Annotated in this window: 12 protein-coding genes; 4 read left to right on the plus strand and 8 right to left on the minus strand. The window is 50.0% G+C overall.

Going from position 1 to position 16,484, the window contains the following annotated elements; all coding sequences use genetic code 11:
• Positions 1 to 36: 36 nt before the first annotated feature.
• Entirely contained in the window at positions 37 to 1,413 is a 1,377-nt protein-coding gene (gene radA / locus KK083_RS29565) for a DNA repair protein RadA (protein WP_254169761.1), read from the minus strand.
• A 100-nt stretch (positions 1,414 to 1,513) separates the two neighbouring features.
• Between radA and KK083_RS29570 the strand changes: the two genes are divergently transcribed.
• Both KK083_RS29570 and KK083_RS29575 read left to right on the plus strand, forming a co-directional pair.
• The gene (locus KK083_RS29570; RefSeq protein WP_254169762.1) at positions 1,514 to 3,454 is read left to right on the plus strand and encodes a DUF3858 domain-containing protein; all 1,941 of its coding nucleotides are present in this window, start codon (positions 1,514 to 1,516) and stop codon (positions 3,452 to 3,454) included.
• 23 nt (positions 3,455 to 3,477) lie between these two features.
• On the plus strand, positions 3,478 to 5,385 hold the full coding sequence (locus tag KK083_RS29575) for a DUF3858 domain-containing protein (protein WP_254169763.1): 1,908 nt from the start codon (positions 3,478 to 3,480) through the stop codon (positions 5,383 to 5,385).
• On the opposite strand, the gene KK083_RS29580 is transcribed toward KK083_RS29575, so the two are convergent.
• Positions 5,386 to 6,192, minus strand: coding sequence for an SDR family oxidoreductase (locus KK083_RS29580; protein WP_254169764.1), 807 nt, complete (start codon positions 6,190 to 6,192; stop codon positions 5,386 to 5,388).
• A 52-nt stretch (positions 6,193 to 6,244) separates the two neighbouring features.
• Between KK083_RS29580 and KK083_RS29585 the strand changes: the two genes are divergently transcribed.
• The gene (locus tag KK083_RS29585) at positions 6,245 to 7,096 is read left to right on the plus strand and encodes a lysophospholipid acyltransferase family protein (RefSeq protein ID WP_254169766.1); all 852 of its coding nucleotides are present in this window, start codon (positions 6,245 to 6,247) and stop codon (positions 7,094 to 7,096) included.
• A 151-nt stretch (positions 7,097 to 7,247) separates the two neighbouring features.
• On the opposite strand, the gene KK083_RS29590 is transcribed toward KK083_RS29585, so the two are convergent.
• The 3 genes from KK083_RS29590 to rbfA all read right to left on the minus strand — a co-directional run bounded on the left by KK083_RS29590 (position 7,248) and on the right by rbfA (position 11,909).
• A complete protein-coding gene (locus KK083_RS29590) occupies positions 7,248 to 10,190 on the minus strand; it encodes a DEAD/DEAH box helicase (protein ID WP_254169767.1) in 2,943 nt (980 codons plus the stop codon).
• A gap of 93 nt (positions 10,191 to 10,283) precedes the next feature.
• A complete protein-coding gene (locus KK083_RS29595) occupies positions 10,284 to 11,510 on the minus strand; it encodes an ABC transporter permease (protein ID WP_254169769.1) in 1,227 nt (408 codons plus the stop codon).
• A gap of 33 nt (positions 11,511 to 11,543) precedes the next feature.
• Positions 11,544 to 11,909, minus strand: coding sequence for a 30S ribosome-binding factor RbfA (rbfA, locus tag KK083_RS29600; protein ID WP_254169770.1), 366 nt, complete (start codon positions 11,907 to 11,909; stop codon positions 11,544 to 11,546).
• Positions 11,910 to 12,022: 113 nt separating this feature from the next.
• On the opposite strand from rbfA, the gene KK083_RS29605 reads away from it, so the two are divergent.
• Complete coding sequence (locus KK083_RS29605) at positions 12,023 to 13,420, plus strand: DUF6427 family protein (RefSeq protein ID WP_254169771.1); 1,398 nt, start codon at positions 12,023 to 12,025, stop codon at positions 13,418 to 13,420.
• Between the two features lie 143 nt (positions 13,421 to 13,563).
• Here KK083_RS29605 and rpiB read toward each other — a convergent pair whose 3' ends face one another.
• From rpiB to glyA, 3 genes are read right to left on the minus strand one after another with little or no spacing between them, the layout of a single operon-like run.
• On the minus strand, positions 13,564 to 13,998 hold the full coding sequence (gene rpiB / locus KK083_RS29610; protein WP_254169772.1) for a ribose 5-phosphate isomerase B: 435 nt from the start codon (positions 13,996 to 13,998) through the stop codon (positions 13,564 to 13,566).
• Positions 13,995 to 14,858, minus strand: coding sequence for a twin-arginine translocase subunit TatC (tatC, locus tag KK083_RS29615; RefSeq protein WP_254169773.1), 864 nt, complete (start codon positions 14,856 to 14,858; stop codon positions 13,995 to 13,997). Before tatC ends, rpiB begins: the two co-directional genes overlap by 4 nt.
• Positions 14,859 to 14,900: 42 nt before the next feature.
• A complete protein-coding gene (gene glyA, locus KK083_RS29620; protein WP_254169774.1) occupies positions 14,901 to 16,169 on the minus strand; it encodes a serine hydroxymethyltransferase in 1,269 nt (422 codons plus the stop codon).
• Positions 16,170 to 16,484: the final 315 nt, after the last annotated feature.

Consider the following 16,484-nt stretch of genomic DNA (forward strand, 5'->3'; position numbering starts at 1 on the left):
ACTACCGAATACCGATTACCGTCTACAGATTATCGACTAACCGAACAGGTCTTCAAATACCTCGGTAAGCTTGCCGAATGCTTTCACCTGGATCTTTGATTTTACAGCGCCGATCGCTTTCTGGTTGTATTTCGAAATATAGATCTCGCCGAAGCCGAGCTTCTCCGCCTCTGATATGCGCTGCTCGATGCGATTCACGGCGCGCAGCTCGCCACCCAGTCCTACCTCTGCGGCAAAGCAAAATTTATCAGACACCGGGATCTCTTCCAGCGACGAGATGAGCGAGATGCAAACCGCGAGGTCGATGGCCGGATCTTCAACCCTGATGCCACCCGCCATGTTGAGAAAAACATCTTGTACGCCCATTCTGAATCCGCAGCGTTTCTCCAACACCGCCAGCAGCATGTTGAGTCGTTTCTGATCAAAACCGGTAGGCGTACGTTGCGGCGTGCCATACGATGCCGGGCTCACCAGCGACTGGATCTCGATCAGCAGCGGGCGGTTGCCCTCGATGGTAGCCCCGATGGTGATACCGCTGAGGTTACTGTCTTTCTGCGAGATGAGGATCTCCGAAGGGTTTGTTACTTCGCGTAAGCCTGTGCCCAGCATTTCGTAGATGCCGATCTCTGACGTGGAGCCGAACCTGTTCTTTGTTGTGCGCAGGATGCGGTACGCCAGGTGACGGTCGCCTTCAAACTGAAGTACAGTATCAACCATATGCTCGAGCACTTTCGGTCCTGCCAGCATGCCATCTTTGGTGATGTGGCCGATCAGGAAAACAGGGGTGTTGGTTTCCTTGGCAAAACGCATGAGCTCGCCGGCGCACTGCCGCACCTGCCCGATGCTTCCCGCCGCAGACTCCATCTGGCTGGAGTATAACGTCTGGATCGAGTCGATGATGACCACGGATGGTGAGAGCGACTCGGTCACCTGAAAAATATTTTTTGTGTTGGTCTCCGTCAGGATAAAAAAACCTGGTGAAGAGTCGTTCAGTCTTTCGGCGCGCATCTTGATCTGCTGCTCGCTTTCTTCACCTGAGACGTAGAGCACTTTCTGCTCTTTCAGGCGCAGCCCGGCCTGTAGCATGAGCGTGGACTTGCCGATGCCCGGCTCACCACCGATGAGGATCAGCGAGCCCGGCACCACGCCACCGCCCAGCACACGATTCAATTCCTGGTCGCCGGAGTTCCAGCGGATATCGTGCGCGGTTTCGATCTCATCAAGCGTGCGCGCTTTGCTCTGACGTTGCTTGGAAGAAGACTCCTGGCGCCACTCGTTCTTCGCACTCCCTTGTTTGGTGATCACTTCTTCGGCAAACGTGTTCCAGGAATTGCACGCAGGACATTTCCCCAACCACTTTGCCGACTCATATCCGCAGCTCTGACAATAAAAAACTGTTTTCGATTTTGCCAATGGTGATGCTTTGTTACAGGGGTTAAATAAAACATAAAATTCCAGATAATCTCTAGGAATTTTTTTTTAACATTACACAATTTACCTAACGTCTCTCTCTATGAAACCCCTCGCAATCAGCCTGTTTGCAGGCCTTATCACGTTCACCGCCGCTGCGCAAAAATCACCCGTCAAATACGGAGAAATTCCCATGGAAGATATGCAGATGACTTCCTATGCGCTGGATTCATCTGCCTCAGCCGTGGTGCTGGTCGATTACGGTGAAGCGTATGTCACCGTGAATACCGTGAGCGCATCACTGAAATTTGAACGGCACGTTCGCATCAAGATCCTGAAAAAAGAAGGCTTGAGTTGGGCGGATGCAACAATACCGCTGCACTTCTCCGGCAGTGCCGAAGAAAAAGTGTCTGGCCTGAAGGCTACGAGTTATAACCTTGAGAATGGAAAGATCGTGGAGACAAAAATGTCGAAAGACGGTGTGTTCAAGGAAAAGTTCAACAATTACATGAACCTGCAAAAGTTCACCGTACCCGGCGTGAAAGAAGGCTCCATTGTTGAATATTCCTATACGGTCAATTCAGATTTCATCCAGTACTTTCCCAACTGGCAGTTTCAATATACCGTACCGGTGCAGCATAGTGAATACTGGGCGATGATCCCCGAGTTCTTCTTTTTCGAGAAATATATGCAGGGTTATGTGCAGGTTACAGATTATGAGGTGAAGCACAAGTCTATGGGGCAGTTCCAGACGGAAGCACATCACTGGACATTAAAGAACGTGCCTGCTTTCAAGGAAGAGCCTTATATGACCAGCGAAACGGATTACATTTCCAGGGTCAATTTTGCGCTCTCGCACGTGAAGTGGCCCAATCAGCCCGTACAGGAGATCATGGGGTCATGGACGAAACTGAATGAAAACCTGCTGGAAAGCGAATCCTTCGGAAGAACCATCACCGGAAACGGCTTCCTGAAAAAACAGGTGGAAGAGATCACGGCAGGCATTACAGAACCGTTAAAAAAAGTAACCGCCATCCATGATTATGTGCGCAAGAACCTGGAGTGGGATGGCACCAAGGATTATTACGCCGATCCGCTGAAAAAAGTGTTCGAGAAAAAGAAGGGAACCGCTGCCGATATCAACCTGGCGCTGGCGTCGATGCTTGAAAAAGCGGGCATCGATGTAGACATGGTGCTGCTCAGCACACGCGACCACGGATTTGTGCGGCAGTCGTATCCCATAGCGCGGCAGTTCAACTACGTGGTGTGCCTGGCCTTTGTCGATGGCAAACCTATCTATCTGGATGCCACGGAAAAATACCTGCCCGTAAATGTGCTTCCCGAACGTTGTCTTAACGGCCAGGGCCTCGCCATTTCAAAAAAGAGACACGGATGGGTAGACCTCCTGACCAAGACAAAATCAAAAACAACGATCTCGGCAGACCTGACGCTGAAAGAAGATGGCGCTTTGCAAGGCAAGCTCAATTTCACCCGCGACGGATACGATGTCCTCAGAATGCGAAAAGACTATGTCGCGAAAGGAGAGGAAACTTATCTGAAGGAAGTTACCAAAAGTCGGCCGTGGCAAATCGAAAAAAGTGAGTTCAAAGATGTCGCCGACCTGAACGTTACCGCAAAAGAGAGCCATGAGCTCAGCATCCAGGAGCACGCCACTGTGGCCGGAGATGTGATTTACATCAATCCGTTTGTGATCACGCAGCTGGAGGCCAATCCTTTCAAAATAGAAAAGCGCGAATATCCTGTTGATTTCGGAAGCGCGATAGAAAAGGTATACATGTGCAAGCTGACTCTACCAGAGGGCTACGCCGTGGATGAGCTGCCCCAGAGCAGGCTGATGATGTTACCGGGCAACGCCGCCAAGTACGCATTCAACGTGACACAAAACGGCAACAGCATTGTAGTCACCAGCAGCATGCAGATCAACAAGAACCTGTTCACACAAGAGGAATATCCGAATCTGCGCGAGTTCTATACCCAGGTAGTAGCCAAACAGGCCGAGCAGATCGTGTTGAAGAAAAAATGATGAGCGACTTAAAAGCACAGACCATGATCCAAAAATTGCTGGTCATATACACCATGTTATTTTCATCGATCGCGGTGGCCGGCGATCCGAAGTATCCTGTGAACACAATACCCGAGGCGCTGAAGAATAATGTCAACGCGGTGGTTCGCGAAGATCGCATGGTGTTCAGGATCCTCTCCCGGAGCAAGGCTTCACTTTACATTCACCAGGTGGTTACCATCTTCAACGACAAGGGGAAGGAACATGCTTCCATGTATGTTGGTTATGACAAGCTTAGCAAGATCAAAGACCTTAACGGAACCGTTTACGATGTCAACGGCAAACAGCTGAAGCGGCTCAAGAACAGCGAGATCTATGACCAGAGTGCTTTCGACGGTTTCAGCCTGTACGGGGATGCTCGTTTCAAAATGGTTGACCTCGCACAAGGTGTTTATCCTTACACCGTTGAGTTCGAATACGAGCTCGAGTTCAAGTACCTCTTCTATATTCCCACGTTTACCGTGTCTAACAAAGACAGGGTTTCCGTTGAGCATGCCGACTGCGTGCTGCAATTTCCGCCAGACCTCGCACCCCGCTACAGGGTCATCAACACAGATGTGAAGCCTAAAAAGGAAACCATTGAAGGTTTTGAATCGCTGAGCTGGCATTTTGAAAATCTGACTCCCGTACATGGCGAGCCGCACGGACCGTCAGAAAAATTGCTCGCAACCATTTCCGCGGCGCCATCGCAGTTCGAATACGATAGCTACTCCGGTACCATGGGCACGTGGGACGAGTTCGGCCGGTGGATCATTTCCCTGAACAAGGGCCGAAACGTTTTACCAGAGGCTACTAAAGCAAAGATCAAAGAATTGACGGCATCGCTGAAAACGCGCGAAGAAAAAGTGAAGGCCGTGTACGAATACCTGCAGAACAAAACCCGCTACGTGAGCATTCAGCTGGGCATCGGCGGATACCAGCCGTTTGAAGCTTCGGTAGTGGATGAGACCGGCTATGGCGATTGCAAAGCCTTGTCTAACTACATGGTCGCCATGCTGGAAAGTATTGACATTAAAGCGAACTATGTGCTGATCCGCGCAGGCGAGGATGCCAGGGATCTCGTTACCGATTTTCCAAGCTCACAGTTCAATCACGCCATCGTAGCCGTACCCAACGGTGCGGATACACTCTGGCTTGAGTGCACAAGCCAGTTGAACCCGTTCGGTTATCAGGGAACATTCACAGGCAACCGCAAAGCCCTGCTGATCACTGACAACGGTGCCAAGGTGGTGAACACCATCCGCTATACAGCCGAGCAGAACATGAAATCGCGCAGCGCCGAGGTGCATATTACACCTACCGGGGATGCCCGCGCCACCATCAGCACTACTTATGCTGGACTTCAGTATGAGAACGGCGATCTCTACGCCAAGCTCAACAACCGGTACGACGAGCAGAAGAAATGGATCGAAGAGAACACCGGCATTCCCAGCTTCGATATCAACGCGTTCTCGATGACCAACCACAAAGACAAGGTCCCTTCGGCAGAAGTAAAGCTTGACCTTCAGCTGAGACGGTACGCCACCATCAGCGGCAAGCGCATCTTTCTCACGCCAAACCTGATGAACCGGTTTACCTACATTCCCGAAAAGGTTGAATCGCGCAAGACGAACGTGATCAGAAAAACAGCCTATACCGATCTCGATACAATACGGTATCACCTGCCCGAAGGTGTGTATCCAGAATTTCTGCCTGAGCCGGTAAAGATCAAAAACAGGTTCGGCGAATATGAGGCCACCTATAAAGTAGATCAGGGCAGCCTGGTATACACCCGGAAGTTAAAGATGAACAAAGGCGAGTTTCCGCCTGAGAGCTACCAGGAAATGGTGGATTTTTTCAAAAGCATGAACAAAGCCGACAACACCAAACTTGTTTTCATGAGCAAGACCTGATCATTTGATCGGGGCATTGGCTTCCTTGGCCATCACATTGTAAACCATCTTGTCGGCAAAACCCGGCAGCCACTTGTTGAGGAATACTGCCAGCTTTCCCTGCGTGGTGAGGATCAGCGTTCTTTTGCGCGAACGTGTAGCGTTGTAGATATGACGGGCGCATTCTTCCGCGCTCATCATCTTTTCCTCGTTGCGGGGCGATTCACCCTGCGCCGTTCCGTTTTTGGTGAGCGAGCGTTTGCGGATGTTCGAGGCCGTGAAACCGGGGCATGCCGTGAGCACATGCACACCCGTCTTCAGCAGCTCTGTGCGCAACACTTCCAGAAAACCGTTGAGCGCAAACTTTGAAGCAGAGTAACCGGTGCGGCCGGGCAGGCCACGATAGCCCGCAATAGAAGAGATGCCTACTACGGAACCCAGGTTCTTTTTGATCTCAGGAAGACAGTATTTGGTGGCGTACAGCACACCATAGAAATTGATGTCCATTACTTTTTTCACCACATCGAGGTCTACCTCTTCAAACAATGCACGCATGGAAATACCGGCGTTGTTGATCAGGATGTCGATCCGGCCATAAGCCTGCAGGGCGGCTTCCGCCATTCGTCGGTTGTCGTCTTCCCGGCTTACGTCGGCCTGAAATCCGGTGATCGTAATTCCTTTTTGCCGGACTTCCGCTACCGCTTTGTCAAGCTCTTCCTTGTTCCTGCCGGTGATGAGGATTTTCGAGCCCTTGCTCCCGAACTCGATGGCCATGGCCTTTCCGATGCCCGAAGAGCCGCCGGTGATGATTACGACTTTGTTTTCCATAACGCCAAAAATAACAATACTTGCTTAACTTGCGCCGAGGAAAATTTTTGAAATGTTTTTTCTGCGACTGCTATCACGTTTGCCCCTGTCGTTTTTATATGCCTTTTCGGATTTTCTCTTTTTTGTCAGCTTTCACGTGGTGCGCTACCGCAGAAAACTGGTAGCGAAGAACCTGAAAAACTCCTTTCCCGATAAAACCGAGCACGAGCTGAAGGCGATCGAAAGAGCGTTCTACTGCAATCTGTGCGACTATGGCGTGGAGATGCTCAAGCTGCTCACCATGTCTAAAGATGAGCTGTCGCGCAGAATGGTTTTCAAAAATCCCGAAGTGCCCGAGAGCTTTAAACAAAACCACCAGTCCATACTCTTTCTGGCCTCACACCAGTTCAACTGGGAGTGGCTGCTGGTATCTGCCAGCATCAGCTTCCCCATGGCCATCGATTTTGTTTACCAACCCGTGAAGAGCGAATTTTTCAACAAGCTCTCGCTGCAATCGCGCACCAGGTTTGGCGCCTATGCCATCAAACGCGATGAAGTGGCCCGCGAGATCATCAAACGAAAAAACGTGCTGCGGGGCATCGCTATCGTAGCCGACCAGTATCCCGGCTATGGGCGCGATAAGAAATATGTCACAAACTTCCTGAACCAGGAGACAGCTTTCTTCTACGGAACCAACCAGCTTGCGCAGCTTACACAGTATCCGGCCATTTATTACAAGATCAAAAAGATCAGGCGCGGGTATTACGAAGCCTCGCCCTTCATTGTCTCCACACCGCCCTACGAGAAGACCAGCGATACCGCCATTGAAAGTTACGTGAGAATTGTTGAGGACATGATCCGCGAGCATCCATCCGGCTGGCTCTGGTCTCATAATCGTTGGAAGAAGAGGCACCTGAAGAATTAGTTGACAGTTGACAAACCCCGATGGTCATCGGGGGCAATTGACAAAGTCTAGAGCAAACTTCACAGACGTGTTATTAATTTAGAATTGAAAGAAGCACTTAGACATTGCTGCACTTGTTGTCAATTGACTGGTTGTCAACTGTCAACTTTTTTTAAGCGAGCATCTGCGCTATGTCTTCTCGCGTCAGCTGTTTCATGAAGCTCTCTTCGTTCATGATGAGCTCGTTGGTAAGCTTGAGCTTCTTCTGCTGAAGCGTGAGGATCTTTTCCTCCACCGTATTGCGGGTGATGAATTTGTAGGTGAATACTTTTTTCTTCTGGCCGATGCGGTGTGCCCTGTCGATAGCCTGTGCCTCCACCGCCGGGTTCCACCACGGATCGAGAATGAACACATAATCGGCTTCCGTGAGGTTAAGACCAAGGCCGCCGGCTTTGATGGAGATCAGAAAGATCTTGAGGTTGGGGTCTTTGTTGAACCGTTCAACCTGTTCTTTCCTGTCTACGCTCGAGCCATCGAGGTATGCGAAATCTATCTTGTTGTTCTTGAGGTATGCTTTCACCAGGTCGAGGTGCTTTACAAATTGGCTGAACACAAGCACCTTGTGGCCCTCCGCCATGGCGTTCTCCAGCATATGGGTGATGTCTTCAAGCTTGCCCGAATCTCCGGTGTAACCCTGCTCGATCATTTTAGGGTGATTGGCCAGCTGCCTGAGCTTCGTTAAACCTTCCAGGATCATGAACCTGCTGTTGCCAAGTCCCTCCTGCTCGATGAGCTTGAATATCTTCTCGCGGTACAGCGTCTTCACTTCTTCATAACGCTTCTCCTGTTCCGCTGTCATTTCAGAATATTGAACGTTCTCCACCTTTTCGGGAAGCTCCGTTGCCACCTGCGATTTATGCCTTCTTAGAATAAACGGTTTGATGATCGCCCCAAGTTTTTTCGAACGCGCTTCGTCGGCCTTTTTCTCTATTGGGTTCTGGTATTCATTCCTGAAATAGGTCTGCGATCCGAGAATACCCGGGTTGATGAACGACATCTGTGACCATAGGTCAAGCGTTGTATTCTCGATGGGCGTACCGGTAAGCACCAGCTTGTGCCGCGACTTCAGCTCACGAACTGCTTTGGCGATGTTGGAGGTGGGATTCTTGATCACCTGCGACTCGTCAAGGATGATGTAGTTGAAATAGAATTTCTGCAACAGCTCCACATCCAGGCGGGTGATGCCATACGACGTGAGCACCAGATCGTATTTTTCGAAACGTGTAATGTCTTTGTTGCGCAGCGTACCTGTATAGTTGAGGATGCGCAGGCCCGGCGTAAATTTGCTCGACTCCATCTCCCAGTTGTAGATGAGCGATGTAGGCATAATGAGCAGCGACGTTCCCGCACCCGAATCTTTTTCGGCCTGCAGCAAGGTCAACGTCTGCACGGTCTTTCCAAGACCCATATCGTCGGCAAGGCATCCGCCCAGCTTGTATTCATTCAAGAACCTGAGCCAGTTATAACCTGCCCGTTGATAAGGTCGCAGCTCGCCGTTGAAGCCCTCAGGCAACGGATATTGTTTAATGCCACTGAACGAGCTCAGCGAACGCAGCTTCTCACTGAGGTGCACCTTGGCCAGGTTGCCTTCTTCCAGCTCTTTCACCAGGTTAAGGTGATGCTTGCGCAGCACAGGTTTTTCATGCGCGCCTTCTGTTTCGCTGAGCGCAAACAGGTCTGCATATTTGGTGAGCCATATCTCGGGGATGATGGCGATCTCTCCATTGGGAAGTTTGAACTCCACCTTGCGCCGGAGAATGAGCTTGCGCAGATCTTTGAATGGAATCTCGAATTCTCCAAAGCGGATCTTGGCATGGATGTCGAACCAGTCGATGTTCTCTTTTACCTCCACCTCGATCACCGCCTTGCCCACAAAATATTTTTTGTCGCGGCTCTCGGGCTGGCTCACTTCAAAGCCCAGGTTGAGCAGGTTCACACGATTCTCATTCAGCCAGGAGAAGGCTTCTGATTTTGGAACGGCCACCCTGAAACCTTTCATGGGCAATCCCAGCTTCTGCAAGGTGTTGAGAAAATTCTTCTCCACATCGCTCTTGCGGGCCACGCGGTGGAAGATGTATCCTGTATCCTGTTTTTCAACGGTAACGCTGACAGGACCGATGTTATCGCCACGGAAACGGTGCTTGCCGTATTTGAAAGAAAGGTCGAACACGATCTTGCCCGATTCATCCGTCGTATCTTCGGTAGCGGTGCCATTATCAAAGAGCGAAGGTACAGCCGTGGTCTGCGCGGTATGCAGCTCAGACAACGTGAGCACTGGATGCGGATCGTACGTGCTTTTATTGATCTCGAAGCCACTGGCCTCCACGTCGTCAAACGAAGCGATCAGCGGCGCAACAAATCGGTTGTAATAGGTCTCCTCTACATTCTTAGGAATGACCACATATTTTTTGCTGAGGAAGGGGATCAGCTTTTTGCCATCCACATATTTTTCAAATCCGTAGAGGTTTCCGTTCAGCACCATCCACGCAGGATTCTTGCAGACCAGGTATGCCGATTCGTTGGGCAGGTCAAGCTTCTTTCCCTGGTGAAAAATTGTAGGGTAATAGTTGGTGTGATCGTTGGTGCGCATGAAATGGAACTGGATCGTGGCACGTTTGTCAACCACCTCGATCTTGCGCCAGGTAGGCTCTCCGTCGTTTCCCATCTCGAAGAGCATTTTGCCTCTCATTTTCTCCAGGATCTTCGCCCTGCGCTTCTCCATGTAGTCTTCGATCTGCTCCTGAAGCATTTCGTTGCCCTTCGCTTTATCGTAGGTCTTGGTGAGGAACTCTTCAGGCTTGACGATCTTGGGCGAGAATTTTTTCACGATGGTGTCCTGATGCATCGAGTCCATGATCTCGATCAGCTCGAAGTCGCGGTCGTCTAGCCCACGCGTGAATTCTCTCGCATTTTTCGAAGAGATGTTCTGATGTTGGTACGTGAGTTTACCTTTATCATCCAGATGAACGATATAACATTCGAAAATAAATCCCAGGTATTCGTGCTGATACAACGAATAAATGATCTGGAATGGTTGTGAGGCGGAGACTTTCATGCAAATCAGGCCCTTTCAAGGAAACAGAATCCCTAATTTAGGTATTTCTACGTAGAAAAATATAGTATTTTCCACGTATAAGGTACATGATTCTTACAGGTGCTTAACAGCCGCAAACCGCGACGCCAGCTTGGCCGGATAAGCCGAGAGCAGAAAAGTAACAATTGTTACAACAATCAATGTGTAGAAAAAGTCGGTTAATTTCACTTGTACCGGATAACCTTGCATGACAGCCGTTTCCATTCCCATAGAAATGAGGCCGTAATTCAATTGCAGCCAGCAGAAAATTCCGCCCAACGCAAGGCCTGTGCAGGCGCCCAACAGCGCGATGAGACCACCTTCAGCAATAAAAACATTCCGGATCTGGCTGGTATCGGCGCCCATGGCCGAGAGAATGGAAATATCTTTTTTCTTCTCCAGCGCCAGCATCATAAGGCTGAAGAAAATGTTGATCGAACCGATCACCAGCAGCAGTGTGAGCGCCAGAAAGGTGAAGAGCTTCTCCATTTTCAACAGCTTATACAGGTCCTGATGCTGCTCTTCATAATTGAGCACGGTAAAATTTGTTCCAAGCAGGTTCTGAATGGCCGCTTCCACGGCAAATACATCGGCGTTCTGCGATGTTTTTATTTCCAGTGACGTACGTTTGTCTCCATAGTCGAGCAGCTCGCGGGCAAATCCGAGCGGTACGATAATGTAGTTCTCGTCAAAATTCTGAACGATCGAAAACACACCCCGGGGCATGATGTTCTTCTTCGCGTAAAGCTTGGAGGGATCGAGACCTACCGATTTTGCATTCTTGATGTAATACACCTGCAGCGGATACATCGGCTCATTCACAGCGATAGAAAGCGTATACTGAACACCGCGGCCCACGATGGCATACGGAATGTTGTTCTCTTCCAGCTTCAGCTCGCCTTCAACCATCGCCTCCGGAGGAATACGGTTCTGCTTCAGGAAATTATCGCCAACACCTTTTAAGGTAACTACCTGCACAGCATCGCGGTAACGCACGTAAGCGTAATCTTCGATCACGTCGGTCACCACCTCCACACCGGGTATCGCACTGATCTTAGCCAGCATCGAATCTGACACCTCGAAAGATTTACCCACGCTTGCCTGCACCTTGATCTCGGGATCGAACGAGTTGTTCAGCGATCGCAACAGATCTTCCAGACCATTAAAAACAGAAAGAACGATGATGAGCGCCGCGGTGATAAAGGCTACGCCACCCATGGAAAGAATGGAAATGACGTTAATGAAATTCGCCTTCCTCTTCGAAAACAGATAACGCCGGGCGATGAAAAAGGGTAAGTTCAAGCGCTGAGATTTTGTTGAGCGGTTCTGTTGATGTTATTCTTTCTCCGGCGGAATATTCAGGTTTTTGATCAGGTCGTCGATTCGCTGGGCATTTTCCTCCACTTCATCGATGATAAAGATCAGCTCGGGTATGATCCTCACCTGCTTGCCAATGACTTCTCCCAGCGATTTTCTGATCTCACGTTTATGCAGGTTGAGATTTTCCAGCGTCTTTTCCTTGTTTTTGGCCAGCATCATGCTGATGAACACCTTGGCTACGCTTAGATCTGGGCTCATCTTCACATCGGCAATGGTGATAAACGCGTTATCAAGTATGCCACGCCTGTCTCTCTGAAAGATCGAGCTGAGCTCTTTCTGGATCAACCGGCTGAATTTCTGCTGTCTGGTGGTGCCTGCCATGGTGATGTGCTTAAACGTACTAATGAAGGATTAACGTAGATAAAAAACAATAGATTCCGCTTTAAACTTCAGAAATACTACTCTAATTTTCTGACAAAACTAAATCTGCTGACTTGCTCCGTTATTTCCGAATAAACGACCCGTATCGCCTGGTAGGCCTGTTGGTATTACTGCTCATTCTTTACCTGCCTTTGTTCCTCGATATGCCTGGCCTGACCGTTCCTGAGCTGAAAGGTATGGTGATAGGCGAAAAGCTCAATGAGGATCATGACCTGTATACGGGCATTGCTGACAATACGGCTCCGCTGGCTGCCTGGTTCCATGAGCTGGTCGATTCTGTTTTCGGGCGCTCGTTGATGGCCCGGCACATCGTAGCTTTTATATTGATCTTTTTACAGGGCGCATACCTGGGCATCATGTTCATTGTGCGCAAGGTCTTCAACGAGAACACCTATATTCCATCCCTGCTTTTTTGCCTGCTCTGCCTGTTCTCTTACGATACGTTGACGCTTTCTGCCGAGCTCGTTGGTCTCACGTTTCTGATGCTGGCGCTGAACAACATGTTCAAAGAGATCGAGTTCAGGGTGCAGCGTGATGAGACCATTTTCAACCTGGGTCTTTACATCAGCATTGCGTCGCTGTTCTCTTTCGCCTACGTTGTATTCCTGTTGTGTGTGATGGTGATCCTTTTCTTCTTCACCAGAACCACACCGCGTAAGTTCATGCTGCTGATCTTCGGTTTCCTGCTGCCGCACCTGGTGGTGATCAGCATCGGTTACCTGAACGGTTCGCTACCACAGCTCTGGCAATACTATTATGTTGCCAACCTCATTCCCTCACGCGAGGTGTTCATCTCAACCCACGCCCTGCTGGTGTTGGGCGGCGTGCCGCTGTTCTATTTTATCATTTCCGTTTTTATGCTTCAGCGCGAAGCAAGGTTCAGCAAATACCAGTCGCAGCTGCTGCAGGTCATGTTTTTGTGGATCGGCTTCTCGTTGCTTTACATCTTCTACTGCAAAGACCTGCGCCCCCAGAACCTGATCGTGTTTGCACCGGCGCTCGCATTCCTGTTCACGCATTTCTTCCTGTTCATCAGAAGGAAAAAATATGCTGAGATGAACATCTGGCTGCTGATCATAGGCATCGTTACTGTGAGTTACCTGGCGCGTTACAGCAAGCTTGACTCGGCAAGCTACAGCCTGCTCACAACACCGCCAGTGAACGACAACGCTCCGAAAAATAAACGGATCCTGGTGCTGGAAGACAACCAGGCGTACTTTCAGCAAAACAAGCTGGCAACACCTTATCTGAACTGGAGCCTTTCAGAAGAGATCTTCCGCAACCCCGGCTACTACGAAAATGTTACGGCTGTTTACCACGCGCTGAAAACCGATCCACCCCAGGTGATCATTGACCGCGAAAATCTGATGAAACCCTTCTTTGAAAGAATGCCCGAAGTGAAGAAGCAGTATAGGAGGATGGGAGACGTGTATAATAAAATTGACAATTGACAATCCCGATGGTTATCGGGAGCAATTGACAACATGTGAGATGATATTCCCTGTCGGGCTTTTATTCCGAGATTGGAAACGAACTTTTTAAGTTTACACCAGACGTTGTCAACTGTTTCATTGTCAACTGTCAACTGATTCTCTCAGCAGCTGATCTTACTCACCCTGCGCTCATGCCGGCCACCTTCGAAGCTTTCGTGCAGAAAACGATCGGTGATCTTCTCGGCCAGCTCGTAGCTCACGAAGCGGGAGGGCAGGCAAACTATGTTGGCGTTGTTGTGCTGGCGCGCCAGTGATGCAAGCTCTTCGTTCCAGCAGATGGCAGCGCGTACGCCCTGGTGTTTGTTGGCCACGATGGCTACACCGTTAGCACTTCCGCAGATGAGAATGCCGAGCTCGGCCTGCTTCTTCTCCACACAGTCCGCTACCGGATGTGCAAAGTCAGGATAGTCTGTCGACTCACTGCTGTGCGTGCCAAAGTCTTTGGTTTCATAACCGTTGCTGACAAGCCACTTCTTGAGGGCTTCTTTGTATTCGTATCCTGCATGATCGCAGCCGATGGCTATTTTGGGCATCATGATGCAGATTGTTGTTCTTTCAATTTTTCTTCAGCTTCTTCCTTCTCCTTTTTCCTCACCACGTTGGATGATATCAAGATACTGATTTCATACAACAGGTACAACGGAATGGAGATCAGCGCCTGACTCAGCGGGTCTGCCGAAGGTGTTACGATAGCACCGATGATCAGGATCACGATCACGGCATGCTTGCGCGATTTCCGCAGGAATGTAGGTGTCACAATACCGATCTTGGTAAGGAAATACATCACCACCGGCAGCTGGAACAGAACGCCGCTTCCGAACACCACCGTTACGATCGTTCCTACGTACGAGGTGATGTCGAACTCGTTCACGATCATGTCGCTGATCTGGTAGTTGGCCAGGAATGAGATCATCATCGGGCACATCACATAATATCCGAACAGCACACCGGTGAGAAACAAAAAGGAGACCGCTGCCACAGCACCTTTGGAAGACCTGCGCTCGGTAGTATAAAGTCCTGGTCTTACAAAACGCCACAGCTCCCAGGCAACGTAAGGAAAGGCCACAATAAGTCCGATGACCACCGAAGCGGTAATGTGCATGGTGAACTGCCCCGTCATGAGGCGGCTTTGAACCTTAAAAGGAATTTCTTTTACGCAAAAGGCATCTTCCGATCCCAGCCACTGGCCCAGCTGGCAAAGCCACCTGAACGTGGGGAAGTCTACCCGGCCGGGTGCAAAGATGATGTTGTTGAAGATCCAGTCGCCATAAACAAATGCCAGGATGGTGAAGATGAGAATGGCCAACAGCGACCGCACCACATGCCATCTCAACTCCTCGAGGTGGTCGAGGAAACTCATCTCTTTCTCTTCAATCGGATCCTGGTCTAACGGCATGGCTGAATTTCAACGTTTAAGGTAGGTATCGCTTTCCCTTTTTTAGTAGAGCGGGAATTTTTCCATAAACCGGTTCACTTTACGTTTCACCGCTTTAAGGTGTTTCTGATCTTCGGGCTTCTGAAGGGCCTCGTCGATGAGATCAACAACTTTGAGCACGTCCTTCTCTTTCAGGCCGCGCGTAGTAATGGCCGGCGTGCCGATGCGCATACCCGACGTTACCATGGGCGACTGCGTATCGAACGGAACCATGTTCTTATTGATAGTGATGTCTGCCTGGATCAGCGACTCTTCGGCCTGTTTGCCGGTGAGCTTCTTCGAACGAAGGTCGATTAGCATCAGGTGGTTGTCTGTTCCACCGGAGATGATCTTGTATCCTTTTGCCAGGAATCCTTCTGCCATCGCTTTGGCATTTTTCGAAACCTGAACCACGTATTCGAGATATTCATCAGACAAAGCTTCCTGGAAAGCAATGGCCTTGGCGGCGATCACGTGCTCGAGCGGACCTCCCTGCGTTCCGGGAAACACACCTGAATCCAGCACGGAGCCCATCTTCCTGATCTCTCCTTTGGGCGTTTTTAGTCCCATCGGGTTATCGATATTTTTTCCCACCATGATCATTCCGCCGCGGGGTCCGCGAAGCGTTTTGTGTGTGGTGGTGGTGATCACGTGGCAATATTCCATCGGATCGTTCAGCAGGCCGCGGGCGATCAACCCTGCAGGGTGCGCAATGTCGGCCATCAATATCGCTCCAACGCTGTCGGCTGCTTCGCGAAGCTTTTTATAATCCCAGTCGCGGCTGTAAGCAGAGGCACCGCAAATGATCATCTTCGGTTTTTCACGCTGCGCTGTTTCTATTACCTTATCGAAATTGATGGTGCCGGTTTCTTGCTCCACACCGTAGAACACGGGCTGGTACAGCTTACCTGAAAAGTTCACCGGCGATCCGTGCGTGAGGTGGCCACCATGAGAAAGGTCGAAGCCGAGTATCTTGTCACCCGGTTTCAGGCAGGCCAGCATCACCGAGGCATTGGCCTGTGCACCTGAATGGGGTTGTACGTTGGCCCACTCTGCGCCAAACAGTTCCTTGGCCCTGTCAATCGCCAGTTGTTCGATCTCATCCACCACCTCGCAGCCACCGTAGTAACGTTTGCCCGGAAGTCCTTCGGCATATTTGTTCGTCAGTACCGTGCCCATGGCTTTCATCACCTGCTGGGAAGTGAAATTCTCCGAGGCAATGAGCTCGATGCCATTTTGCTGGCGTTCTTTTTCTTTTTCGATGAGATCAAAAATGACTTTATCTTTTTTCATGGACGGGTTTTAAAAGAAGGCTCAAAAATAAACCATCAGCCGGAGGATTAGCAATCTTGGGAAGATTATTTTAAGACAGGCGGGAATTAGTAGGCAGTAGGCAATGAACCAGTAGGCAATTGACAAATAGACAGTAGGCAAAGTGCGGGCGTTGAGGTACAAGACTGTACTACGTTCAGGAAGCCAATAAATGAAACTTAACAGAATTGGCTGTAACCCGTCCTTTGCCTACTGCCCCCGATTTATCGGGGGATTTGCCTACTGCCTACTATTACCAGGATCCGCTGCTGCCGCCGCCGCTGAAGCCACCGCCAC

This window comes from Chryseosolibacter histidinae, assembly GCF_018598225.1.
Classification (GTDB): Bacteria; Bacteroidota; Bacteroidia; order Cytophagales; family Cyclobacteriaceae; genus Chryseosolibacter; species Chryseosolibacter histidini.